Genomic DNA, 24,304 nt, shown 5'->3' with positions numbered 1-24,304 from the left:
TGAAGGGGCGTTGTACTGATCGGCAGTCCGGGATGCAAGCCCGTTTATATAACTGGCTGTCTTCCCCCCGGCTGTCGGGGTCATCAATCGTGATAAGCTCGCCGCCCCGATAACTGCCGACGCATGCTTACCGTGACCCAGCAAAACCCCGCCTTTACGACGCCAGTCTGGCTTGAGCGCGACCGGTTGGTCGATGCGCCCGCGCCGGTGATTCTGGACTGGCTGTTCAATCAGGATTCCCTGACCCGTCGCTTGGACCGTCTGTCCGACGGAGGATTCAGCGTCATTCCGCTGTTCGAAGGCTGGCAGTCGTTACGCGATGACGAATGCGCCGCACTGGCGCTGCCTGAAGCGAGCGAGGGTTGGGTTCGCGAAGTGTATCTGCTCGGCAATGGCAACCGCTGGGTCTTCGCCCGCAGCGTGGCGGCCCGCAGCGCCCTGCAGAACGGCGGGTTGCAGATGGACACGCTGGGATCGCGTTCACTGGGTGAGTTGCTGTTCAGTGACCCTGCATTCGACCGTGGCCCGCTCGAAGTCTGCCGTTACCCTGCCACCTGCCTGCCGCCTGCCGATTCTGCCAAAGGCCTGTGGGCACGCCGCTCCTGTTTCAGTCGCGGCCCGTTGCGCGTGCTGGTCGCCGAAGTCTTCCTGCCGTCTTTCCTGAGCCTGGTTCAGAACAAGGAACCCGTCTGATGTACCTGTCGTTGCTCAAATCACTGAATCGCCTGAATCCACGCGTCTGGGACTTCGTCCAGCTGACGCGAATCGACAAGCCGATCGGCGTCTATCTGCTGCTGTGGCCAACATTGTGGGCGCTCTGGATAGCCGGCAAGGGCTCGCCGTCGCTGGCAAACGTTTTTATCTTCACGGTCGGTGTATTCCTGATGCGCGCAGCAGGCTGCGTGATCAACGATTACGCCGACCGCAAGGTGGACGGCCATGTGAAGCGTACGGAGCAGCGGCCTCTGGTCAGCGGCAAGGTCAGCGGCCGGGAAGCACTGATTCTGTTCGCGGTGCTGGTGGGCCTGAGCTTTGTGCTGGTGCTGTTCACCAATGCAACGACCATCTGGCTGTCATTCGGCGGTCTGGCGCTGGCGGCCTGCTACCCCTTCATGAAGCGCTACACCTATTACCCGCAGGTGGTGCTGGGTGCGGCCTTCTCGTGGGGCATGCCGATGGCGTTCACGGCCGAGACCGGCGACTTGCCTGCCGCTGCCTGGCTGCTCTACATCGCCAACCTGTTGTGGACGGTCGGCTACGACACCTACTACGCCATGGTGGACCGCGACGACGACCTGAAGATCGGTGTGAAATCCACCGCCGTGCTGTTCGGCGATGCGGACCGCGTGATCATTCTGACGTTGCAGGGTCTGGCACTGGGATGCCTGATGCTCGCCGGTTCGCGGTTCGAGCTGGGGATGTGTTTCTACGCAGGTCTGGCAGTCGCCGCAGGCTGCTTTGCCTGGGAGTTCTGGAGCACGCGCCTGCGCGAGCGGGACGCGTGCTTCAAGGCTTTTCTCCATAACCATTGGGCAGGGCTGGCGATCTTCCTGGGGATTGTCGCCGACTACGCGGTGCGCTGATCACCCAATGGCTTCATGCCTCAGGGTTTGGCCACGTGCCAGACACCGCCCTTGCCGTCACCGGTGACCTCTCCCGCCTTGGTGTCGCTCTTGAAGGTGTAGAGCGGCTTGCCGTCGTAAGCCCACTGCCGGGTCTTGTCGTCACGGGTGATCACTGTCCACTTGCCCTCGGCCGAACTGTCGGCTTCGGCGGCAAGCGGCGGCCAGTTGATCGCACACTGATCGTTACAGGCGGATTTGCCCGTGCTGTCCTTATCGAAGGTGTAGAGCGCCATGCCTTCATGATCGACCAGTTTGCCGTCCTTCTCCATAGCAGGCTCGGCTGCGAAGGCCAGTGCGGACGATACAAGGGCGGCGGCAGCCAGCAGACACTTGAGTGAAGTAGAGACATTAGCCATCGGGTACATCCTCTTTTTTATCGTAGAAATGAGTTCGAGACAGCCCACCCAGCTTAGTCGGCCGATGGCATGCGTGATAGCCTCATCCCAACCTGTCACACGACTGCAATAATTCCGTTATCTAATGCGCCCCAAGACAGTTAAATGACACGAGGTTCAAGCATGGTTGGCAGGAGCATTCTGATCGTTGACGACGAAGCGCCTATTCGCGAAATGATCGCCGTTGCGTTGGAAATGGCCGGCTACGACTGTATTGAAGCCGAAAACTCTCAGCAGGCCCACGCGATCATCGTTGATCGCAAGCCGGACCTGATTCTGCTCGACTGGATGCTGCCCGGAACCTCAGGCATCGAACTGGCGCGTCGTCTCAAGCGCGATGAGCTGACCGGGGACATCCCGATCATCATGCTCACGGCCAAGGGCGAGGAAGACAACAAGATTCAGGGCCTGGAAGTGGGCGCTGACGATTACATCACCAAGCCGTTTTCCCCTCGGGAACTCGTGGCGCGCCTCAAGGCCGTGCTGCGTCGTGCCGGGCCGACGGACGGTGAAGCACCCATCGAAGTCGGTGGCCTGCTGCTCGACCCGATCAGCCACCGCGTTACCATCGATGGCAAACCGGCAGAAATGGGCCCGACCGAATACCGCCTTCTGCAATTCTTCATGACCCATCAGGAACGCGCCTACACCCGTGGTCAGTTACTGGACCAGGTCTGGGGCGGCAACGTTTATGTCGAGGAGCGCACTGTGGATGTTCACATTCGCCGCCTGCGCAAAGCCCTGGGTGACGCTTATGAAAATCTGGTACAAACCGTGCGCGGCACCGGCTATCGCTTTTCCACGAAAAGCTGACAGTCGTTTTCGCAGACACAGGGCACCGGCCAGCGTGCACCAGACAAGGATTTACCCTTAATTGAACCAAAATTGGCATGGCACGCTGATACGCCACATGTTGCTGCTGGTGACCGCCTGCCTGCTGGTCGGCCTGATCAGCGGACAGTACGGCTGGAGCCTGTCCATCGGACTGGGCCTGTATCTGGCCTGGACCCTCAAGCAACTGCTGCGTCTGCACGAGTGGCTGAGCAGCCACAAGGCTGACGAACCGCCACCGGATGGCTACGGCCTGTGGGGCGAAGTCTTCGACAGCATCTATCACCTGCAACGCCGCGACCAGCGGGTCAGAGGCCGTCTGCAGGCCGTGATCGACAGAGTCCAGGAATCCACCGCTGCCCTCAAGGACGCGGTGATCATGCTCGACAGCGAGGGCAATCTGGAGTGGTGGAACCGCGCTTCCGAAACCCTGCTGGGTCTCAAGACGCCGCAGGACAGCGGCCAGCCGGTGACCAATCTGGTGCGTCACCCGCGCTTCAAGGAATACTTCGCGCAAGGCAACTACGCCGAACCGCTGGAAATCCCCTCGCCCACCAACGATCACTTGCGCATACAGCTGCTGATTACCCGTTACGGCAACAACGAACACCTGATGCTGGTGCGCGATGTCACGCGCATCCACCAGCTGGAGCAGATGCGCAAGGACTTCGTCGCCAACGTCTCCCATGAATTGCGCACACCGCTGACGGTCATCTTCGGCTACCTGGAAACCCTGCTCGATAACGTGGATGAAGTGAATCCACGCTGGGTGCGGGCGCTGCAGCAGATGCACCAGCAGGGTGGGCGCATGCAGACGCTGCTCAACGACTTGCTGTTGCTGGCCAAGCTCGAAGCCACTGATTACCCGTCGGACAATCACCCGGTGGTCGTCAGCAACCTGCTCAAGACCATCAAAGCCGACGCCAACGCGCTGTCAGGCAGCAAGAATCAGCAGATCAGCCTCAGCATCGAAAGCGAGATGCGGCTCAAGGGCAGCGAAACCGAGCTGCGCAGTGCGTTTTCCAACCTGATTTTCAATGCGGTCAAGTACACACCTGCAGAAGGCACTATCCGCATCCGCTGGTGGACAGACGAGCGTGGCGCGCACCTGAGTGTGCAGGATTCGGGAATCGGCATCGACACCAAGCACCTGCCGCGTCTGACCGAGCGCTTCTACCGGGTCGACACCAGCCGTGCGTCGAATACTGGCGGCACAGGGCTGGGGCTGGCGATCGTCAAGCACGTGCTGCTGCGTCATCGCGGCACCCTTGAAATCAACAGCGTGCCGAACAAGGGCAGCGTTTTCACCTGCCATTTTGCCACCAGCCAGATGTCCAAACCCGAAAGCGACGACTCAGACTACTAGGCAATCGCTTGTACAGCCGCTACATTGCCGGGTTCATGGCGCTTTTTCGGCGCAGCATCACCTCTTATTCTGTTAGAACGGACCCCGTAAAACCCCACCATGGACCCTTCCCCTAGTTTCAACCTGTCTTCACTCTTTGCCGACTTCGGCATGATTCTTTTTGCGCTGTTCCTGGTTCTGCTCAACGGTTTCTTCGTTGCGGCGGAATTTGCCATGGTCAAACTGCGTTCCACGCGGGTCGAGGCGATTGCCGACAAGAACGGCTGGCGCGGACACATCCTGCGCAAGGTACACGGCCAGCTCGATGCCTACCTGTCGGCCTGTCAGCTGGGTATCACCCTCGCCTCTCTGGGGCTTGGCTGGGTCGGTGAGCCGGCCTTCGCTCACCTGCTGGAGCCGCTGCTCAGTGCGATGGGCGTCGATACGCCGGAACTGGTCAAAGGTATTTCGTTCTTCACTGCCTTCTTCATCATTTCGTACCTGCACATCGTGATCGGTGAGCTGGCCCCCAAATCCTGGGCGATCCGCAAGCCGGAGCTGCTGTCGCTGTGGACTGCTGCGCCGCTGTACCTGTTCTACTGGCTCATGTACCCGGCGATCTACCTGCTCAACGCCAGCGCCAACGCCATTCTGCGCATTGCCGGCCAGGGCGAACCCGGCCCGCATCACGAACACAGTTACAGCCGCGACGAACTGAAACTGATCCTGCACTCCAGCCGCGGCCAGGACCCCAGCGACCAGGGCATGCGCGTGCTGGCCTCTGCCGTGGAAATGGGCGAGCTGGAAGTCGTGGACTGGGCCAACTCCCGCGAAGACATGGTCACGCTGGATTTCAACGCACCGCTCAAGGAAATCCTGGCGCTGTTCCGTCGCCACAAATTCAGTCGTTACCCGGTATACGACGCCGAACGCGGCGAGTTCGTCGGTCTTTTGCACATCAAGGATCTGCTGCTGGAACTGGCTGACCTGGACCACCTTCCCGAGTCGTTCAACCTCGCCGAGCTGACCCGCCCGCTGGAACGTGTTTCCCGGCACATGCCGCTGTCCCAATTGCTTGAGCAGTTCCGCAAGGGCGGCGCGCACTTTGCCGTGGTTGAAGAAGCCGATGGCAAGATCATCGGCTACCTGACCATGGAAGACGTGCTGGAAGTGCTGGTCGGCGACATTCAGGACGAACACCGCAAGGTGGAGCGCGGCATCCTGGCCTATCAGCCGGGCAAGCTGCTGGTGCGGGGCGACACGCCGCTGTTCAAGATCGAGCGTCTGCTGGGCATCGACCTGGACCACATCGAAGCCGAAACCCTGGCAGGCCTGATCTACGAAACCCTCAAGCGGGTGCCGGAAGAAGAAGAGCAGATGGAAGTCGAAGGCCTGCGCATCATCATCAAAAAGATGAAAGGCCCCAAGATCGTCCTGGCCAAGGTGCTGAAGCTGGATTGAGGCTTGCTCGCCAGTTCTTGATTGATCGTGCCAACGCGGAGCATGGGCACGATCAGGACGAACGTCAGACTAATTCCCGCCCACCGCAAAGTTGGGCAGGCTCTGCACAGGCTGGGCGAATTCGTAGGGGATGGAGACCAGTTCATGGCCGGTGTTGCGCTGCACGACGAAGTGCAGGTGCGGGCCGGTGCTGTTGCCGGTATTGCCGGAGCGCGCCAGCGGACTGCCCACCCTTACCCGTTGCCCTTCATTGACGCTCACCGAGCCCTGCATCAGGTGCAGATAGACGCCCATGGTGCCGTCGTCATGCAGGATGCGCACGAAGTTGCCCGAGGCGTTCGAACCCCGGCCTGACTGGCTGTTCTCGACCTTGATCACCGTGCCGCCACGCGCCGCAATGATCGGCGTGCCTTCGGGCATGGCAATGTCCATTGCGTAGCGTCCTTTGACACCGAAGTGACTGTACTTGCCATTCGGCCCTTGGGTCAGGCGAAACGGGCCGCCGATCCAGGGCAGCGGATAACGATAGGACTGCGCCGTGCTGCGTGGGTCGCCCAGGGTCGAGGTCAGCATCGACGCGTAATTCATCGCCTTGCTCGCCACCTTGGGGCTCAACACCACCACACGCTCGTTGGTTCGCGCCGGGATCGTGCGGCGCAGGGTTGTCGACGAGCCTGCCACGCCCAGCACGTTCGTCACACTGGACAGTTTCAACTCGACTTCGACCGGCGCATACAAGTCGTTGCGCACGTAAAGGCTGTGTACGCCCCTGTCACGCCGGATGCTCAGGTGCACCTGCTGATCGATGCGCTCCACCATCCGGTCCCGGAACACCATCACGGACGCACCAGGCGAGGCGCGGTCCGAGAATGAGACGACGCCATCGGCATCAGTGGTTTTATAGATCGTGATCGCCCAGGCCACAGGCGTGGCCAGGGTCAGGGCGATCAGGATCAGCAGGCGTTCGAGCATCGGAAGGTTCGGGTTCATGGGTAATGGATGCCAAGCCTAGCAGCGTTAAGGCCCGAACAGCACTCAACGGTATCAATCGGCAACAGACCGCACGCCAAAAACTGCACGTCAGAAAGCCTGCGAGACGCTCAAAGCGCATCAGCCCGGCGCGTAATTCTTCATGTACGTCACCGAAAACAGCGCATCGGGAAAGTCGAGTTTCAGACGCGGCAAGACAAATCCACCGCATGACCGGCAGGTATCGAGCACCGTAAAGAACTTGATGTGGACCAGCGGGGTGGACGCCATGTCTTGCTTGATGATGGTCGCGATCAGGCGCTCGGAATCCACGTGACGAGAGAACTCCCTGACCACAAGGTGGTTTGCATCGCGCACCACCGGCAGGCTGGTGAACGTCGGGTCAGGCTCACGCCCCGCCATACGGGCACGAGCGTCGCGAAAGATCACGCCATCGATGACGCGCTCGCTGCCTTCGGCCATGTCGAGTTGCAGCCTCAGGTCCTTGGCGCGCTGACCGCCGGACAGCGCGTAATACACGATTCGCTCTCCCGACTCGGTATGAATGTGCGCAAACGCAAGGTTGGCACCTTTGATCTGCCCGAGAACAGTCTTCGCCGCCTTGGGCGTGACCACACTCTGCAGATTCAACGCCTCCCACTTGGCCTTCGAGCCCTGCACCGGCAGAAGTTTATTGAGCACCTCCACAATGTGCTGTTGCTCGGGCAGGCTTCGTTCGGCAACTTTCCTGAAGTCGGGAACGCTGGCCTTGACCAGATCGACGAATTTTTTCTGGATCTCCTCACCCGACAGCACGTTACGACCAATGGCCAACAACTCGTTCTTCTCGCCGTTGGCCTTGCACCATTGCGCATAATCGTCATAGCTGTGGATGGCCTTGTCCCAGGAAAGATTCCACGCAGCCCTTTCCGACTCGTCCAGCAGATCAAACAGCAGACGTGCGATGTTTTCCTGATCCACCACGGCATTGGGACGCTCGCGAAAGACTCGGTACTGCTCCGAAACCCGAATGAACTCATTGATCTCGTCTGCCGCTTCAACACGGGCAAACCCGAGTTCCGAGCTGCCTTCGGCTGGCGTGAGGGCCTTGTAGAACACCCCGCTGTCAGGCTCGATGAAAATCCAGTCTTTATCGCCAATCTGCAGCCTGACGCCACGTAACGTGCGGGCATCGTTCACACCTGAAGCCAAAGGCCCAACCTCGATCACCGGGATATTCTGATAGATCCACACGGCGTCATCATGGGATATGTTCGCCGGAAGACCCAACACACCATCCTGGGCCAGCGTCCCTTCGAGCGCAGGCAGATACTTGGGTGTTTCAGGCAAAGAGAGATGCGCAAGCTCCTGTTCCGAAAGCGGACTGACGACCTTGCCACTGGATGCTGAGGTGGTTGCGGTGACCTCGTCCGGCTCGGCCCACTTGCAGAATTTGCCCTCGTTGACGAAAACATCGATGCCCGACTCGTCATTCGCAAGCGTTGAAAGCCTGGCCAGCGTGAACTCACGGGCATTCATGGCCTGACTGGGGTACTTGCCGGTTCGCGTCGGAGCCGTCGAGCCTGCAGGAACCGGCTCGGGAACCGGGGTGGCAAGCCTGATCCCCGTGGCGCAGACAACCGGCTCCAGATCACGACGAACCCGGCACAGGTTTTCCACTTCCTCCAGAGTGCCCGATGCCGTGGAGAGCTTTTCGACCGCCCGTTTGCGCAGCGCGGCATCCGGCGCGCCGGAGTCCAGGTGATAGACCTGACCGTCGACCAGAATGTCGTACTCCCCTTCGCCCCTTTCAATGCTACTTACACTGGACGCGCGGTCGATGCGCACCTCATGAAAGCCATCGGCCCTGGAAGTGATGGGCACGACAGCCGGATAGCGATCAGGACCTGTCCCGTCAGCGGCCGATATGGAAGACAGCTCAAGGCGCTCGCCCTGCGACACAGGCGTGAGTGTCTTGCCGAAAACACGGTCATAGTCCGGATCGAGCAACCTGAAATCGGGTGCCTCCGGGCGGCCGATGTTCCTGACAGCCACAGCCGGGCGGCCATCCACCGCTGCATGGCTGTCCGACGCCACACGCAGCGGCTGCCAGGGGCGTTCGACACTGTCGAGCACCCGGTACATGCCCTTGTCGAAACCGAAAACACTTTCAACCACCGCTCGCGATGACAATACGGTTTTCAGCGAGGGCGAGACGTGCAACAGCGCCGACCAGCCAAGCCTGCTCAGTTTCACACCGGCCTTGCCCAAGTCACGCAACACCGCCAGGCCGCTTTGCTCTGCAAGACCGACCATCAGTCGCCCGAGCGCCTTGCCTGTCAGCCGAGTGATCGACAACACCGTCAGCTCTCCGGCCCGCATCACGATGCGAGCGGTTGCGCCTGCAAACTGCCCCAGCGGGATGAGGGCGAATACCCCATCCAGCACGCACCCCACGATCACCCCGGCGGAGTGCTCGCCCGCCCGCAGATCCTGAATGCACCCATAGAACGGAATGAGAAACCGCGCAGCGGTATCGGCATACTCACGCTCCTTCGCCCAGATATGCTCCCAGGGGGTTTCGTGTGAATGCTCGGTGTTGCTCTGCTCCAGAAACCGGGCAAGCAGATGCGTGGCGGCGCTGCTGGCCAGCGTGTCGATGCGGGTCTGTTCATCGGCATCCGGCAGATAAATCAGCTTCGCCGAAGGAATCAGCGTTCCTTGCAAAGGGGTATGCGGAACCGTAGAACTGCGCGATACCGTGCCTGTGAGGTACGCGTCGCTGTCCATAGGCAGTAAAGGCGTGGTTCTGGCTGCTTCGATACGTTGCTGATGGGCTTCGCGCCGACGCAGCGCCTCAGGAATCGAAATGATGCCCGACCAGGTCACGCCGTCGACCGAATACATGAACGACTGGCTGACCTCACGCACCACGCCGCACGCGGGAATCAGCTCGAAAAAGGATTCTTTTACCGAGTGGCCCTCGAAGTCATTGAGGTGATCACCCTCCTGGCAGCGGACGAAGATGCCCTGAACGCCCTCTTGCGCCTCGAAGCGGACACTACTCACCTCGCAGGTCGAACCCGACAGTTTCGCCCGAACCTCGGGCTGCGCCTCGGACAAGAGCCTTTTGATGACGTCGGTTTCGGCACTCACCAGCGATTCGCTGAACGTCTTGAAAGCAGTGGCATAGGCCTGCGCAATGGTCGGCGTGTCGGAGAGGTAGACCTCTCCCATCATGACCAACTGGATGACGGTAGCCTGGGGTTGACCCACTGCGGTCAGGCGATCAATGGAATAGGAGGCGGCGACCGTGAATCCACAGTTCTGCAGGACCGACCAATGATCGGCACTTACAGGCTCCTCCCATAGCGATTCAGGCACATCCCCCTCGGTGAGCATTTGCGCTGCCAGAGCCTTGCGGTCGGGCGGCTTGATTGCCAATAAACGGTTCAATTCCTGAGCGTGCAATTCCTGCTGTGTCTGCAAATAGCTCAGGGCCTGAGCAACCCGTGCGGCGGATGCCTGTTGAAGATCATCACTGGCTGCACCTTCAACAGCGCCATGCGCCGTGGCGTAGCGCCAGGCAGGCAGGGTCAGCGTTGTTGCCCAGAGCGCCTGAACCCCGGGATCCTCGGACTCGGCCAGCTCTGCACTGATTTTGATCAGCTCATCGTAAGACGTGATGACCGCCAGTCCCGGCGTCATCGCCTCGACCAGCGCGACGCCATGAAGCAAGGCAACGCTCTGCAGGGATCGCCCGTACTGCAAATGATCGGGTACGCCGTCTACCAACAGTTCGGGCATCGTTTCGCGCAACAACAGGTAATGCAGCAGGTCGACCGTGCTCGGCGATGCACCGGGCTGCCTGTTCCGTACCAGGTCCCGGACCTTTTCTCTCAGTTGCACATGGCTGTAGTCCAGCACCCACCCGCGCCTGATGAAGGTTTCCAGAGATTCGCCATCGGCTTCTGGAGCGCCCAGGAAAAAGTCGATGATCGAACGCCCGACCAGTGCCTGAGTGATGCGGGGAGAAGCCTGCTCTCCGGGATGCGCGCCGTACCAGCCCATGGCCTCGAGCAAGGGCGCCACGGCGGACTGAAACTGCACGGTATGGGTCAGCGCATGCCAGGTGTGCTGGGGTGACAAGCGAAGCGTGCGGCCTGCTTCGTTTGAATCGCAAAGCAGTTCGATGCCCATTTGAGAGAACAGGTAGTCCGCATTGTGCATCGGACTCCAGGTATCCAGCGGCGGGACGACCTGACTGTTCAGGGTATGAGCAGTGGGTAAGGCATCGTCCGGTTCGATGCTCGTTTCAAGTGCCGGCATCAGTAACAGCGAAGCAAGCATCATGGCTGGCCCGAACGCCAGGTTCCAGTGCTCGAATCGAAGCCTGATGGCCAGCGACAACGCCCGCATGGCGGGCGCTTGTTCTGCACTGGCGATTGCAGGCGCCAGCCAGTGCTCGTTATCGGGGTTCACCACATAGGCCGCCAGCTTGCACAGGTACTCAATCCGGGTCGGCAATGACATATGCGTGCCCGCATCGATCTGCAGGCCGCCAAGGGTCGGTTCGCGGTGCTCGACGCTGGTCAACACGCCTATGCAGTCAGACCAGCCAGCCGGCGTTGCCAGCAGCGGATTCAGCCAGTCGGATAACTCCCGGTCGTGATAGCGATCCGTAGGTATCAGGTCTGAGAGAGTGTCGCAGAACAGGCTCAAGGCGTCAGGCATGTCGCCGTCCGACTCGCGCGCATGCAGCGCCGTCAGGCCGTTATAGAGCGACTGTGCCGAGCAGTGGCCGATCCACTCGGCAACCGGCACCAGACGAGCACCGCGCTTGAACTGCACCATCCACAGACGCAAATCTTCCGGGATGGGTGTAAGCAGCTCACCTAACGCTGAATAGCCCGATTTTCCGGGCACCGCCGCAGCGCCCCAGAACGGCAGTGACTTGAACACGTAGTGTTCCAGTTGCGCCCTGGCCGCTTCGCCAGTGACCGTCGATTCATTCAGCCAGGCGATACGGGCGTAGAACTGATGCATGTGCCAGGGGCTGACACCGGCCTCCTCCACGCCCATGGCATCCGCGTAGAGTTTACGAGCCTTGGCGCTGCGATACAGAAGTGACAGTTTGTGTTCCTGCTCAGCATCTGCGGCAGCCAGATCGCGTGTCGAGAACCGGATGTCCTCGCCCAGCAGGTGAATCAGCACCCGCCTGACAATCCGAAACTGATCGTCTGGCAGAACGATGCCATCCGTGATGTAGGAGGCCGAATCGCTGGATGCACCCAGTGCACGCTCGATGGCGAGAAGCAGTTGACTGGCGTCGATCGCCAGGATGTCGGGGGATTGGAGCGATGTGGATAACATTCAGTCATTTTCCAGTAGCCTCACGAACGGTGAGGGACTGGAAAAACTAAATAGAACCTGCAGGTTCCGGGAAAGCAGACGGCTCGCCTGAATGAGCGAGAAAGCTCATCCCGACCTGTCGGACGTCAAACAGACGGATGTGGGCGTCATCTTCCAGCGGTAGCAACAGCCTTTATCAGACACCTGGCTTCTGGAGAAGCGCTGAAATCTGCTTCTGCCCGCAGGGCGTGGGAGCTCTCGGAGGTTACGACGGCAGCGATGGGCTGCGCAGCGGCCCTTGAGTGCATCTGAAACACCGCGTGTGCAGGTTTTGCTGCCGGTTCCCGGCAGATCGCCGGCAAGCCGCCTCTTATCAAACAACCTGTAACCTACTGAAGAAAAGCGATTTTTTGTAGGAGCGCGCTTGCCCGCGATTGCGTCATGTCAGTCACTGATTTTCTGTCTGTAAGAACCTATCGCGGGCAAACGCGCTGTCTGGCAGCGCGTTTCGACAGAATCGAGGATCAAGCCCCCGGAACGAAGTGCTTCTGGGCCGTGCCGCGGGCAATCAGGCGTGACAGGTAGTCCATCTTCTGCGCGTCCTGGTCGACGAAACGGAAGATCACTTGCAGCCAGTCGCTGTCGGGCTTCTGTTCGAAGGCCGCAACCGAATGCAGGTAGCCGTTCAAGCGAGCGGTCTCATTGCTTTCGCCCTGCTCCAGGTCCAGCACAGCGCTGTCGAGGACTTGCGGCAGGTTATCGCTGCGACGCACGACCAGCGACGCTTCCTTCAGGCTCAACGCCTTGATCACGCAGGACTGAATGCCGTTGGGCAGACGCAACTGGCCTTGTCCGCGACCGGACGGCTCTGCAGTCTTGGCAACCACAGGCGGTGCCTTGGCAATACCGCCGGAAACCGGAGCAGCGGCTGGTGCAGCACGAACCACCTCGGCCTTGCCACCGGTCAGCGCGCTCAGCGAGTCGTTCAGTGGCGAGTTCATGCGGGCCGGGGCGGTGGACATGACCGCGTCCAGCTTGCCGACCTTGGCCAAGGCTTTCTTGACCTTGGAAAGCAGCTGTTCGTTGGTGAACGGCTTGCCGACGAAGTCACTCACACCGGCCTGAATGGCCTGCACGACGTTTTCCTTGTCGCCACGGCTGGTCACCATGATGAACGGCACGGTTTTCAGGTAATTGTCTTGCGAGCGGCACCAGGCCAACAGTTCAAGACCGGACATTTCCGGCATTTCCCAGTCGCACAGAATCAGATCGAACGTATCTTTGCTCAGCACCGCCTGAGCTTTGCGACCATTGACTGCGTCCTCGGTGTGAATCCCGGGAAAATAATTGCGCAGACATTTCTTAACCAAGTCGCGAATGAACGTCGCGTCATCCACCACCAATACACTGACCTTACTCATCGACGCTCCTGCGGACGTGTTCACTCTGGAGGCGAACTGCTAAATGCCAACACGCCCTTTGTTTCGGCAAGCATAGCGTTGACCAGTAGCCAACTGCCATATTGATTGACTGCGCCATGGGATTTAATCCGCAGGCGGCTGAGAATGTACTTCTGCACAACGAAAAACGCCCGGCAGGTGCCGGGCGTTTTATTGCAGGCAATCTTACTTATCGTCAGCGTCGCCCGGAACATTAGTCTTTTCGCTCGCAGAAATGCCCTGCACTTCTTCCTTCATGCGCTTGAGGCCCATGTGACGGACGTCAGTGCCGCGAACCAGGTAGATCACCAGCTCCGAGATGTTGCGGGCGTGATCGCCGATTCGTTCCAGCGAGCGCAGCACCCAGATGACGTTCAACACGCGGGAAATCGAACGCGGGTCTTCCATCATGTAGGTCGCCAGCTCGCGCAGGGCGGTCTTGTACTCGCGGTCGATGATCTTGTCGTACTGAGCCACAGACAGGGCCAGCTCGGCATCGAAGCGGGCGAACGAGTCGAGCGCGTCACGCACCATGTTGCGCACCTGATCGCCGATATGCCGCACTTCGACGTAGCCGCGCGGCGACTCGCCCTCTTCGCACAGCTGGATGGCACGACGGGCGATCTTGGTGGCTTCGTCGCCGATGCGCTCCAGATCGATCACCGACTTGGAGATGCTGATGATCAGACGCAGGTCAGAAGCCGCAGGCTGACGACGGGCCAGAATGCGCAGGCACTCTTCGTCGATGTTGCGCTCCATCTGGTTGATCCGGTCGTCGACTTCACGAACCCGCTGGGCCAGGCCCGAGTCGGCTTCGATCAGCGCCGTGACCGAATCGTTGACCTGCTTCTCGACCAGGCCACCCATTTCGAGCAAATGGCTGCGAACGTCTTCGAGTTCAGCGTTGAACTGTTGGGAAATGTGATGCGTGTGGCTGTCTTTGTGGATCATGCTGGGTGTCCTTGGAACGTCCGGTTAATTGCGAAAACGCAGCGGTGGTTCAGGTCTGACGAAGCACGTCCTAGCCATAACGACCGGTGATGTAGTCTTCAGTCTGTTTTTTGGCCGGGTTGGTGAACAACGTATCGGTGTCACCAAACTCGACGAGCTTGCCCATGTACATAAACGCGGTGTAATCCGACACCCGAGCCGCCTGCTGCATGTTGTGAGTAACGATCACAATGGTGTATTTGGATTTCAGTTCGTAGATCAGCTCTTCGACTTTAAGGGTCGAAATAGGGTCGAGTGCCGAACAGGGTTCGTCGAGCAGCAGGACTTCCGGCTCCACGGCGATGGTTCTGGCAATGACCAGACGCTGTTGCTGACCGCCAGACAGGCCCAGTGCCGACTCATGCAGTCGATCCTTGACCTCATCCCACAGTGCAGCGCCTTTCAAGGCCCACTCGACCGCTTCGTCGAGTACGCGCTTTTTGTTGATCCCTTGAATGCGCAGCCCGTAGACCACGTTTTCATAGATCGTCTTGGGAAACGGGTTCGGCTTCTGGAACACCATGCCGACGCGACGGCGCAGCTCGGCAACTTCCTCGCCCTTGGTATAGATGTTGTGGCCGTACAGATTGATCGCGCCTTCGACACGGCAGCCATCGACCAGATCATTCATGCGGTTGAAGGTGCGCAACAGTGTGGACTTGCCGCAACCCGACGGACCGATGAACGATGTGACCTTCTGTTTGGGAATGTTCAGGGCGATGTCGAACAGCGCCTGTTTTTCGCCATAGAACAGATTCAGCCCCGGCACTTCGATCGCCACGGTTTCGTCGGCCAGATACAGGCTTTGCTTGTGACGCCTCAGAGCCGACATATTCATGCCGTGATTCGGGCTTTCGTGTTGCATGGATTGCTCCTGTGCGAACCATTCGTTTCATCGGGCCGCCCGCCTCGCTCGAGGGGGCGGCACTCAGGGATCAGTTATCGAGTGCCTTGTACTTTTCTCGCAGATGGTTGCGAATGCTGACCGCCGACAGGTTGAGCAAGGCGATCACCAGCACCAGCAAAAGCGCCGTGGCATAGACTAGCGGTCGCGCAGCCTCGACGTTGGGGCTCTGAAAGCCCACGTCGTAAATATGGAACCCCAGGTGCATGATCTTCTGATCGAGGTGCAGGTAGGGATAATTTCCGTCCACCGGCAACGACGGCGCCAGCTTGACCACCCCGACCAGCATCAATGGCGCGACCTCGCCTGCAGCACGGGCCACGGCCAGAATCAGTCCGGTCATCATCGCCGGGCTGGCCATGGGCAGCACAATCTTCCACAACGTCTCGGCCTTGGTGGCCCCCAGGGCAAGCGAACCTTCGCGCAGGGTCAGCGGAATACGTGCCAGCCCTTCTTCGGTCGCCACGATCACCACCGGGACTGCCAGCAGCGCCAGGGTCAGCGATGCCCACAACAGGCCCGGCGTGCCGAAGGTCGGTGCAGGCAAGGCTTCGGGGAAGAACAGCCGATCCACCGAACCGCCCAGCACGTAGACGAAAAACCCAAGGCCGAACACGCCGTACACAATCGCAGGCACGCCCGCGAGATTGTTGACCGCAATCCGGATCAGGCGGGTCAGCGGACCCTGCCGGGCATATTCACGTAGATACACCGCCGCCAGCACGCCAAATGGCGTGACGATGACGGCCATGATCAGGGTCATCATCACCGTGCCGAAGATGGCCGGGAAAATACCGCCCTCGGTGTTGGCTTCACGGGGGTCGTCGCTCAGGAATTCCCAGAGTTTCTTGAAATAGAAACTCAGCTTGGTGGCCGTGCCCATCGCGTTGGGCTGATAGGCATGCACCACCTTGCCCAGACTGATCTCGATTTCCTTGCCATTGGCATCACGCGCCGTAAGGCTGTCGCGATCGAAGGCCTGATGCAGCGCACTGAGGCGATCTTCGATGGCTGCGTAACGGGCATCAAGTTCTGCACGCTCGACCGCCATGTCGGCCTGCGCGGCGGCATCCAGCCTGCCGTCGAGTTCCAGCTTGCGGGCCTGAAGGCGCAGACGCTCGATGCCATGGTTGATGGCACCAATGTCTTTCTTTTCCAGTGCGTACAGTTCGTCAGCCAGCGTTTCGACGCGCTTGATGCGCTCCTGCAGGGTCGGCCAGGCTGCTTCGCCTTCGGCGACGACTCTGCCGTCCTCCTTCACATTGACCAGATAGCCATAGAAGTTGCCCCACTCACGACGCTCCAGAGTCATCAGGTCGACAGGCCGGCTTTCATCCGTCAGCCATTCGCCGATCACCCAGGTAAAATCGCTGGGGTTTAGGTCACGATTACCCACCTTGAACAGCTCACGGGTCATGAATTCAGGGCCCGACTCGGGCACCGGCAAACCGGCATCCTTCAAGCGCACACGCGGCACCTGTTCCTTCTCGACCAGCTCACCCACCAGCATATGCTTCGCCTGGCCGGGCACGTCGTATTGCGCAGCAATCACGTCGGCGGGCCAGAAGTGCCCCAGGCCTCGCACGGCAATCACAGCCAGCAGGCCGATGGTCATGATCACGGCAATGGAAACGGCACCCGCGCTCATCCAGACGCCGGGGGCGCCGCTTTTGAACCAGCCTTTGAGGGAGTTCCTTTTCACGAACTTCTACCTTCCTTAAAGCGACGAGTATTTCTTGCGCAGGCGCTGACGAATCAGCTCTGCGACGGTGTTCATGACAAAGGTGAACATCAGCAACACCAACGCCGCCAGAAACAACACTCGATAATGACTGCCGCCCACTTCCGACTCCGGCATCTCCACGGCGACGTTGGCCGCCAGCGTGCGCATGCCCTCGAACAGGTTCATGTCCATGATCGGCGTATTGCCGGTCGCCATCAGCACAATCATGGTTTCACCCACGGCACGACCCATGCCGATCATCAGGGCCGAGAAAATGCCAGGGCTGGCGGTCAGGATCACGACACGCGTCAGGGTCTGCCAGGGCGTGGCACCCAGCGCCAGCGAACCAAGGGTCAGGCTGCGCGGCACACTGAACACCGCGTCTTCGGCAATCGAATAAATGTTGGGAATCACGGCAAAACCCATTGCCAGCCCGACCACCAGTGCGTTGCGCTGATCGTAGGTGATGCCCAGGTCGTCACGTATCCAGCTGCGCATGTCGCCACTGAAGAACCAGTTTTCCAGGTGCGGGCTCATGCTCAACGAGAACCAGCCCACCAGCAGAATGACCGGAATCAGAATTGCGCTTTCCCAACCGTCCGGCACACGCAGGCGAATCGAATCCGGCAAACGCGTCCAGAAGAAGCCTGCCAGCAGGATGCCGATGGGCGTCAGCAACAACAGGCTGAAGATGCCCGGCAGATGGGCTTCCAGATACGGGGCCAGAAACAGACCGGCGAAAAAGCCGAGAATGACCGTCGGCATCGCTTCCATCAGCTCGATCACCGGCTTGACCTTACGGCGCATGCGCGGCGCCATGAAGTAGGCCGTATAAATCGCAGCGGCGACGGCCAGCGGTGCCGCCAGTAGCATCGCGTAGAACGCCGCCTTGAGCGTGCCGTAGGTCAGCGGCGCCAGGCTCAGTTTGGGCTCGAAGTCACTGTTGGACGCCGTGGACTGCCAGACGTACTTGGGCTCATCGTAGTTTTCGTACCAGACCTTGCCCCACAACGAACTCCAGGACACTTCCGGGTGCGGGTTATCCAAGGTGAGCGGCAACAATGTACTGCCGCTTTCCACCAGCACATGGTTGGCACGAGGCGACAATGCCAGAATCCCGGGACCGTCCACGACCTTATCGATCAGCAGGGTGCGGTGCGCAGTACTGTGGAACACCCCCAGCTTGCCCGACGCATCCAGTGCGATAAAGCCTTTGCGACGTTGCTCCGGTTTGATCTGCACGATGGGCGCACTGCCCATTCTGAAATCCCGAACGCGCATGAGGCGCTGCTCGCCGTCGGTGTCGCGGGCCATGAACCATTGGGTCATGCCGCCCTTCGAGTTGCCGATGATCAAGGAAATGCCGCCCACCAGTTGCGCGCTGGCAGTGGTTTCGGCGTTGCCGTCTTCCAGCAGTTTATAGCGACCGTTGAGCGTGCGGTCACGCAGGCTGAACACGTCGGCCTGCGCACGGCCGTTGATCACGTACAGCCAATGCTGACGCGGATCGATGTAGATGGCTTTGACCTCAGCGGACATCTGCGGCAGCTCGATACGGCTCTGCTCGCGGGTCACTTCGCCCGTCATCATGTTTTCGGTCTGATCGAGCGCCATGACATGCAATTGCGTACCGGTGGAACCCGCCAGCTTGAGGCTTTCCCCGTCGGCGCTGACCGTCACGTGCTCGACGGCACGCCCGGCTTCATCCAGCACCAGCGGCGTCTCGCCGAAAGGCCAGGCAACGCTTGGGGTAATGGTTTTCTGATTGTTCGGATAAGTGGTCAGGTACGAATGCCTGAACACCAGCACCTGCCCGTTGGACAGCCCCAGCGCGATCAGGGGTGCACCCGGCTGGTCCTTACCGATGGACACGACGCTCGCGCCAGCGGGAATCGGCAGGGCGACACGTTGCAGCTCCGCGCCGTCACTGATGTTGAAGAACACCACTTCGCCCTTGTCGGAGATGCGCATCCCGATCTGGTTCTGTTCTTCAATAGCAAGCATCAGCGGCTTGCCGGCGTCCTGCAGCCAGGCGGCATTCAGTGGCGCAGCGGCGGTCAGGCTCGCGCCCTTGAACAGCGGCGCCACCACGTAAGCGAGGTAGAAGAAAATCAGGGTGATTGCGGCCAGCACCGCCAGGCCACCGATGGCGACATACCAGTGAGTCAGGCGATCCTTGAACGCGCGAAAACGACGCTTGCGCAGCATCGCAGGCGTATTGAAGTCAATACGCTCTGGAGGTGAGTCCTGATTCATTGCGGCTTTAGCCAACTCATTCATGCGCACACACCGTAGCGGCCTTGTATGACAGAAACATTACAGAAGAGTGACGCAAAAAAGCCCGCTGCCCAGGAAAACCGGCGGCGGACTGTTCAACGTGTGACAAGGCCAGTCCATTGAGCCTCGTTGATGCGTCTTTTACTTCGCCGCTACTCCAGCGGCACCCTGCAGGCCAAGGTCGGTCAGCGCCTTCTCGACCACGCGAGCGGGCAGCGGAATGTAACCATCTTTCATCACCACTTCCTGCCCCTGTTTCGAAAGCACCAGCTTGATGAATTCGGCTTCCAGCGGTGCCAAAGGCTGATTGGGCGCCTTGTTCACGTAGACGTACAGGAAGCGGGACAGCGGGTACGTGCCGTTCAAGGTGTTGGCTTCATTGTCTTCGACAAATTCTGCGCCTTCCTTTTTCGCCAGCGGAACCGTCCTGACATTCGAGGTCTTGTAGCCAATCCCCGAGTAACCGATACCGTTCAGCGAATTACTGATCGAACTGACCACCGAGGCCGAACCTGGCTGTTCGTTGACGTTGGGCTTGAAGTCGCCCTTGCACAAGGCCTCTTCCTTGAAATAACCGTAGGTGCCGGACACCGAGTTGCGGCCAAACAGCTGAATCGGCTTGCCCGCCAGATCGCCTGTCACGCCGACATCGCCCCAGGTCTTCGCATCCGCCTTGGCACCACACAGGCGCGTCACGGAAAAAATGGCATCGACCTGCTGCAGCGTCAGGCCCTTGATCGGGTTGTCCTTGTGGACAAATACCGCCAGGGCATCCACTGCCACCGGAATGGCCGTCGGTTTGTAACCGTGCTTCTGTTCGAACGCCGAGAGTTCGCCGTCTTTCATCTTGCGGCTCATTGGCCCCAGATTGGCCGTGCCTTCGGTCAGCGCGGGCGGCGCTGTCGATGAGCCGGCTGCCTGAATCTGGATGTTCACGCTCGGGTATTCTTTCTTGTACGCCTCGGCCCACAAGGTCATCAGGTTGGCCAAGGTGTCGGAGCCGACACTGGAGAGATTGCCCGACACACCGGAAGTCTTGGTGTAGGCCTTGATGGCGGGGTCAACGGCAGCGAACGAATTGGCAGCGGCAACTCCGGCCGCAGCGAATGTAAGTGCAGTCATCCAACTCTTGAGTGTCATGCCTTGCGCTCCTGGCAGGGTATGTAGGGATCCAGACGCGCCAGGGCGAGTCTTGTGACCACTCTATGAATTGATTATGACAATAAGATGAAAAGGCCATCACCCTTGCTCAGGGGATGGCCTTAACCGTAATGCCGGATCGGGACTGACGTATCAGCGCTTTTTGGAAATCAGGTAGACGCCGATTGCCATGCCTACGCCACACAGGATGGCCACGTACCAGGCCGGTCCCATCGGGCTGCTCTTGAGCATGAAGGTCACGACCATCGGGGTCAGGCCGCCGAAGATTGCGTACGCAAGATTGTAGGAAAACGACAGACCCGAGAAGCGCACCACAGGCGGGAAGGCCTTGACCATCACATACGGCACCGCACCGATTGTCCCGACGAACAGGCCGGTGATCGCATAGAGCGGAAACAGCACGCCTGGGTTGTCCGCCAGGATGTGATAGAAGGTCCAGGAACTCGCCAGCAGACCGGCGCAGCCCAGCAGAAACACCCACCCGGCGCCGACGCGGTCAGCCAGTGCCCCCGCCGCGATGCAGCCCATGCTCAGGAAGACAATGGCCAGACTGTTGGCTTTCAATGCCGTGGCCGCCGGGAAACCATAAATGGTCTGCAGGATGGTCGGGGTCATCAGGATCACGACGATGATGCCGGCCGACAGCAGCCAGGTCATCAGCATCGACAGCGCGACCGCGCCACGATGGTCACGCAGTACCGCCTTGAGCGGGACTTCTTCAGCCAGCGCCTTGCGCAGTTGCAGCTCGGCGAACACCGGCGTTTCGTGCAGCAGACGACGCAGGTAAACCGACATCAGACCGAACACGCCGCCCAGCAGGAACGGGATACGCCAGGCGTAGTCCGCCACCTCGACAGGGCTGTAGATCGTATTGATCGCCGTGGCGACCAGCGAGCCCAGCAGAATGCCGGCCGTCAGACCCGCCGTCAGGGTGCCGCAGGCATAACCGATGTAGCGTGCCGGCACGTGCTCGGACACGAACACCCAGGCGCCAGGGACTTCACCACCAATCGCCGCGCCCTGAATGACGCGCATCAGCAGCAGCAGAATCGGTGCCCACATGCCGATCTGTGCGTAGGTCGGCAGCAGACCCATGATCAGGGTCGGTACGGCCATCATGAAAATGCTCAGCGTGAACATTTTCTTGCGCCCCAGCAGGTCGCCGAAGTGCGCCATGATGATGCCGCCCAACGGGCGTGCCAGATAACCGGCAGCAAAAATGCCGAAGGTCTGCATCATGCGCAGCCAGTCAGGCATATCCACCGGGAAGAATAGCTTTCCGACCACCGCCGCGAAAAACACGAAAATGATGAAGTCGTAGAACTCCAGCGCGCCACCCAGGGCGGAAAGCGACAACGTCTTGTAATCGCTACGGGTCAAGGGTCGCGACGGCTGCGCGGTACTGGAAGAAACAGATGACATGACAAGGCTTCTCTTTGCTTGTTCTGAAAGGGCATGCGACAGCTACGCTGGCTGCGGCGGGGTGGCGTGCAGAAGCGATTGTCCGGGGCAACTGTGCTGATAGGCACCAAAATTGCGTGTACAGGCAGTCTTGTCACCTGTAGAGGTCCAGCAAGATAACAAATTGTCTCAAAAAACACCTAGCGAGAACTTTGCAGGGGCAAAAAGAGAACCCGGCGGTCGTTCTATGACGCAACGCCCGATATACTCGCAGACTGTCAACCGCAGTGGGAATTTGTGCGAAAACGTCTGAATCAGCGGTTTTCGCAGAGTTTCCCTCAAGGGCCATCCCGGCAGCGGAACATACAATGTTCACGTGCAAGGGGTTGAATGGCGCCAGTCAACCGCGGCAAAAAATAATAGAGTCATGGGTCAGAGGCACCCTAGGCATGATCGAGCTCGAACAAGAAGATCCAACTCCGCAAGGCGATCTTGCGTTGCAAATCACGGCCCTTCCCCGTGAAACCAACGGCTTCGGCGATATATTCGGCGGCTGGCTGGTCTCCCAGATGGACCTGGCCGGCACGGCCATGGCCAGCAAAGTGGCAGGCGGGCGTGTCGCCACGGTTGCCATCGACCGCATGGCCTTTCTGGTGCCGGTGGCCGTCGGCGAACAGCTGTCTTTCTATACACGCACCCTCGAAGTCGGACGCACCTCGATCAAGATGATGGTCGAAGTGTGGAGCGATGACCCTGTGACCAGCGAATGGCGCAAAGTCACCGAGGCGGTTTTCGTCTTTGTGGCCATCGACACCAGCGGCCGTACGCGTTCGGTTCCCGCGCGCCGCTGAGCCGGTCCTGCCTGAGAGCTGGCGCCTGCAAGGGTCGCGGCCTCTCGGGTAAACTCATCCCGTCCATAACGGTCTATTTTCGTCACGGCCCTTGAGTGAGAGATTTCGCATGTCTACATCCCCGGTTGAATCCAGCGTCGAACCCGTCCAGTACGATGAACTGAACTGCTGGCGCATCCGTCATGGCGATGCAGAACTGATCGTCGCTCAGCAAGGTGCGCACATCCTCAGCTACCAGCGCGACGGTCAACAGCCTCTGGTCTGGCTGAACGAAGAAGCGGTCTTCAAGCAAGGCAAGCCGATTCGTGCAGGCATGCCGATCTGCTGGCCATGGTTCGGCAATCTGGAGCGCAACCCGGAAAGCGTGCAGGCGATGCGTCAAGGCGATGAGCCCGCCAAGGCCCACGGTGAAGTACGCGCGCTGGACTGGGAACTGCTGGGCGTCGGCGAAGATGGCCCCGCCTTGCTGGTGGAGTTCGTTCTGCCGCAGGCCGAAGGCAAATTGCCGGGCTGGCCGCACAACGTGGCGCTCAAACTGAGCATTCGTCTGGAGGATGCGCTGAGTGTGAGCCTGGTCAGCTACAACTGCGGCACCGAACCGGTCACCATCAGTCAGGCGCTGCACACCTACTTTGCGGTCAGCGACTCACGTCAGGTCAGCGTCGAAGGGCTGGACGGTTTGCGCTACATCGAAACCCTGGAGAACTGGGAAGAGCGTCAGCAGGCGGGCGATTTGACGTTCACCGGCGAAACTGACCGCATCTATCTCGACACGCCCGGCCTGCTCAGCATTGTCGATCCGCAGTGGCAACGTCGTATCCAGATTCACAGCACCGGTTCGAACTCGGCGATCCTGTGGAACCCGTGGATCGAAAAGACCGCACGCTTCACCGACATGGCGCCGGACGGCTGGCAGCGCATGGTCTGCGTCGAAACCGCCAACGTCATGAGCGACGTGGTGACGCTGGCACCGGATGACATGCACATTCTGGGTGTGAGCATCTGGAGCGAACCGCTCTAGATCGGCAACGCGTCAAAGGTCCGATTCGACAACGACACGGACCTTGGCTGCATCCATCGCATAGGCCGCATCGGCCAGATCGTTACTGATCTTCTCGACCTTCAGGGTGCCTTCGACCCACAGCGGTGCGTAGATATCGTCCAGCTTCAAGCCCTTGGGGTAACGCACCAGCACCATCTGGTTGGGTGGCGGTGGCGGAACGTGGATGCAGGCGCCTGGATAAGGCACGAGAAAGAACAGCGTGCTATGGCCTTTGGCATCGGTTTCGAGAGGCACGGGATAACCGCCCAGACGAATGTTTTTGCCATTCATCGCGGCGACGGTCTTGGTGGAATACATGACAGCGGGCAAGCCCTTGCTCTGCTTCAATCCGCCCTTGCTGTCGAAGGTGCCCATCGCTTCAGGGGAGTTGTGATCAATCTCGGGCATGGCCTCGAGGGCCTTCTGGTCCGACTTGGGCATGAGTTCCAGCCAGTCGGTTTCTGGCATCTGGGCCTGTGCGAACCCGGATACCACCAGCAAAGTCATTAATAGAAAGCGACGCATGATAGTGCTCGGC

General features: G+C 59.9%; 18 protein-coding genes. 7 read left to right on the top strand and 11 right to left on the bottom strand.

Features of this window, described 5'->3' with window-relative positions; genetic code table 11:
* The first annotated feature begins 132 nt into the window (after positions 1 to 132).
* Together QRN20_RS07785 and ubiA are read left to right on the top strand one after the other, a co-directional pair.
* Positions 133 to 693, top strand: coding sequence for a chorismate--pyruvate lyase family protein (locus QRN20_RS07785; protein ID WP_029241623.1), 561 nt, complete (start codon positions 133 to 135; stop codon positions 691 to 693).
* Positions 693 to 1,583 (top strand): 4-hydroxybenzoate octaprenyltransferase, encoded by an 891-nt coding sequence (gene ubiA / locus QRN20_RS07780; protein ID WP_058430848.1) that lies wholly within the window; start codon positions 693 to 695, stop codon positions 1,581 to 1,583. Before QRN20_RS07785 ends, ubiA begins: the two co-directional genes overlap by 1 nt.
* A 20-nt stretch (positions 1,584 to 1,603) precedes the next feature.
* On the opposite strand, the gene QRN20_RS07775 is transcribed toward ubiA, so the two are convergent.
* Entirely contained in the window at positions 1,604 to 1,981 is a 378-nt protein-coding gene (locus QRN20_RS07775) for a COG4315 family predicted lipoprotein (RefSeq protein WP_029241625.1), read from the bottom strand.
* A gap of 162 nt (positions 1,982 to 2,143) precedes the next feature.
* On the opposite strand from QRN20_RS07775, the gene phoB reads away from it, so the two are divergent.
* The 3 genes from phoB to QRN20_RS07760 all read left to right on the top strand — a co-directional run bounded on the left by phoB (position 2,144) and on the right by QRN20_RS07760 (position 5,657).
* Positions 2,144 to 2,833, top strand: a complete 690-nt coding sequence (gene phoB, locus QRN20_RS07770; RefSeq protein ID WP_004881608.1) for a phosphate regulon transcriptional regulator PhoB — start codon at positions 2,144 to 2,146, stop codon at positions 2,831 to 2,833.
* 61 nt (positions 2,834 to 2,894) lie between these two features.
* A complete protein-coding gene (gene phoR, locus QRN20_RS07765; RefSeq protein WP_004881609.1) occupies positions 2,895 to 4,217 on the top strand; it encodes a phosphate regulon sensor histidine kinase PhoR in 1,323 nt (440 codons plus the stop codon).
* Positions 4,218 to 4,316: 99 nt separating this feature from the next.
* Positions 4,317 to 5,657 (top strand): hemolysin family protein, encoded by a 1,341-nt coding sequence (locus tag QRN20_RS07760; RefSeq protein WP_004881613.1) that lies wholly within the window; start codon positions 4,317 to 4,319, stop codon positions 5,655 to 5,657.
* Positions 5,658 to 5,726: 69 nt separating this feature from the next.
* Here the strand turns inward: QRN20_RS07760 and QRN20_RS07755 are convergent, their stop codons facing one another.
* From QRN20_RS07755 to QRN20_RS07715, 9 genes are all read right to left on the bottom strand, one after another.
* Positions 5,727 to 6,629: a peptidoglycan DD-metalloendopeptidase family protein gene (locus QRN20_RS07755; protein WP_025995439.1), complete on the bottom strand. Its 903-nt coding sequence runs from the start codon at positions 6,627 to 6,629 to the stop codon at positions 5,727 to 5,729.
* 138 nt (positions 6,630 to 6,767) lie between these two features.
* Positions 6,768 to 11,999, bottom strand: a complete 5,232-nt coding sequence (locus QRN20_RS07750) for a deaminase domain-containing protein (RefSeq protein ID WP_285360068.1) — start codon at positions 11,997 to 11,999, stop codon at positions 6,768 to 6,770.
* A 503-nt stretch (positions 12,000 to 12,502) separates the two neighbouring features.
* Positions 12,503 to 13,399: a response regulator gene (locus QRN20_RS07745; protein ID WP_004881620.1), complete on the bottom strand. Its 897-nt coding sequence runs from the start codon at positions 13,397 to 13,399 to the stop codon at positions 12,503 to 12,505.
* A gap of 204 nt (positions 13,400 to 13,603) precedes the next feature.
* A complete protein-coding gene (gene phoU, locus QRN20_RS07740) occupies positions 13,604 to 14,368 on the bottom strand; it encodes a phosphate signaling complex protein PhoU (RefSeq protein ID WP_029242133.1) in 765 nt (254 codons plus the stop codon).
* 70 nt (positions 14,369 to 14,438) lie between these two features.
* Complete coding sequence (pstB, locus tag QRN20_RS07735) at positions 14,439 to 15,272, bottom strand: phosphate ABC transporter ATP-binding protein PstB (RefSeq protein ID WP_004881624.1); 834 nt, start codon at positions 15,270 to 15,272, stop codon at positions 14,439 to 14,441.
* A gap of 70 nt (positions 15,273 to 15,342) precedes the next feature.
* Positions 15,343 to 16,959 (bottom strand): phosphate ABC transporter permease PstA, encoded by a 1,617-nt coding sequence (pstA, locus tag QRN20_RS07730; protein WP_285360075.1) that lies wholly within the window; start codon positions 16,957 to 16,959, stop codon positions 15,343 to 15,345.
* Between the two features lie 69 nt (positions 16,960 to 17,028).
* Complete coding sequence (locus QRN20_RS07725; protein ID WP_163000405.1) at positions 17,029 to 19,314, bottom strand: ABC transporter permease subunit; 2,286 nt, start codon at positions 19,312 to 19,314, stop codon at positions 17,029 to 17,031.
* Positions 19,315 to 19,452: 138 nt separating this feature from the next.
* On the bottom strand, positions 19,453 to 20,451 hold the full coding sequence (locus QRN20_RS07720) for a phosphate ABC transporter substrate-binding protein PstS family protein (protein ID WP_004881629.1): 999 nt from the start codon (positions 20,449 to 20,451) through the stop codon (positions 19,453 to 19,455).
* Positions 20,452 to 20,604: 153 nt separating this feature from the next.
* Complete coding sequence (locus QRN20_RS07715) at positions 20,605 to 21,894, bottom strand: MFS transporter (protein WP_285360066.1); 1,290 nt, start codon at positions 21,892 to 21,894, stop codon at positions 20,605 to 20,607.
* Positions 21,895 to 22,322: 428 nt separating this feature from the next.
* Between QRN20_RS07715 and QRN20_RS07710 the strand changes: the two genes are divergently transcribed.
* Entirely contained in the window at positions 22,323 to 22,724 is a 402-nt protein-coding gene (locus QRN20_RS07710) for an acyl-CoA thioesterase (protein WP_004881633.1), read from the top strand.
* A gap of 109 nt (positions 22,725 to 22,833) precedes the next feature.
* Positions 22,834 to 23,745 (top strand): D-hexose-6-phosphate mutarotase, encoded by a 912-nt coding sequence (locus tag QRN20_RS07705; RefSeq protein ID WP_096767397.1) that lies wholly within the window; start codon positions 22,834 to 22,836, stop codon positions 23,743 to 23,745.
* 12 nt (positions 23,746 to 23,757) lie between these two features.
* Here QRN20_RS07705 and QRN20_RS07700 read toward each other — a convergent pair whose 3' ends face one another.
* Positions 23,758 to 24,291 carry a DUF3299 domain-containing protein gene (locus tag QRN20_RS07700; RefSeq protein ID WP_043304009.1) on the bottom strand — a complete coding sequence of 178 codons (534 nt, stop codon included), beginning with the start codon at positions 24,289 to 24,291 and terminating at the stop codon, positions 23,758 to 23,760.
* Positions 24,292 to 24,304: the final 13 nt, after the last annotated feature.

It is taken from the genome of Pseudomonas sp. fls2-241-TYG-175 (genome assembly GCF_030209155.1).
Taxonomy (GTDB): domain Bacteria; phylum Pseudomonadota; class Gammaproteobacteria; order Pseudomonadales; family Pseudomonadaceae; genus Aquipseudomonas; species Aquipseudomonas viridiflava.
This window is presented reverse-complemented; position numbering and strand designations above follow the sequence as displayed.

Excerpts from the sequence above, each read along its gene's own strand:
- ubiA (WP_058430848.1), top strand. The coding sequence starts at position 693 with ATGTACCTGTCGTTGCTCAAATCACTGAATCGCCTGAATCCACGCGTC.
- QRN20_RS07775 (WP_029241625.1), bottom strand. The coding sequence starts at position 1,981 with ATGGCTAATGTCTCTACTTCACTCAAGTGTCTGCTGGCTGCCGCCGCC.
- phoB (WP_004881608.1), top strand. The coding sequence starts at position 2,144 with ATGGTTGGCAGGAGCATTCTGATCGTTGACGACGAAGCGCCTATTCGC.
- QRN20_RS07760 (WP_004881613.1), top strand. The coding sequence starts at position 4,317 with ATGGACCCTTCCCCTAGTTTCAACCTGTCTTCACTCTTTGCCGACTTC.
- QRN20_RS07755 (WP_025995439.1), bottom strand. The coding sequence starts at position 6,629 with ATGCTCGAACGCCTGCTGATCCTGATCGCCCTGACCCTGGCCACGCCT.
- QRN20_RS07750 (WP_285360068.1), bottom strand. The coding sequence starts at position 11,999 with ATGTTATCCACATCGCTCCAATCCCCCGACATCCTGGCGATCGACGCC.
- QRN20_RS07745 (WP_004881620.1), bottom strand. The coding sequence starts at position 13,399 with ATGAGTAAGGTCAGTGTATTGGTGGTGGATGACGCGACGTTCATTCGC.
- phoU (WP_029242133.1), bottom strand. The coding sequence starts at position 14,368 with ATGATCCACAAAGACAGCCACACGCATCACATTTCCCAACAGTTCAAC.
- pstB (WP_004881624.1), bottom strand. The coding sequence starts at position 15,272 with ATGCAACACGAAAGCCCGAATCACGGCATGAATATGTCGGCTCTGAGG.
- pstA (WP_285360075.1), bottom strand. The coding sequence starts at position 16,959 with ATGAGCGCGGGTGCCGTTTCCATTGCCGTGATCATGACCATCGGCCTG.
- QRN20_RS07725 (WP_163000405.1), bottom strand. The coding sequence starts at position 19,314 with ATGAATGAGTTGGCTAAAGCCGCAATGAATCAGGACTCACCTCCAGAG.
- QRN20_RS07720 (WP_004881629.1), bottom strand. The coding sequence starts at position 20,451 with ATGACACTCAAGAGTTGGATGACTGCACTTACATTCGCTGCGGCCGGA.
- QRN20_RS07715 (WP_285360066.1), bottom strand. The coding sequence starts at position 21,894 with ATGTCATCTGTTTCTTCCAGTACCGCGCAGCCGTCGCGACCCTTGACC.
- QRN20_RS07710 (WP_004881633.1), top strand. The coding sequence starts at position 22,323 with ATGATCGAGCTCGAACAAGAAGATCCAACTCCGCAAGGCGATCTTGCG.
- QRN20_RS07705 (WP_096767397.1), top strand. The coding sequence starts at position 22,834 with ATGTCTACATCCCCGGTTGAATCCAGCGTCGAACCCGTCCAGTACGAT.
- QRN20_RS07700 (WP_043304009.1), bottom strand. The coding sequence starts at position 24,291 with ATGCGTCGCTTTCTATTAATGACTTTGCTGGTGGTATCCGGGTTCGCA.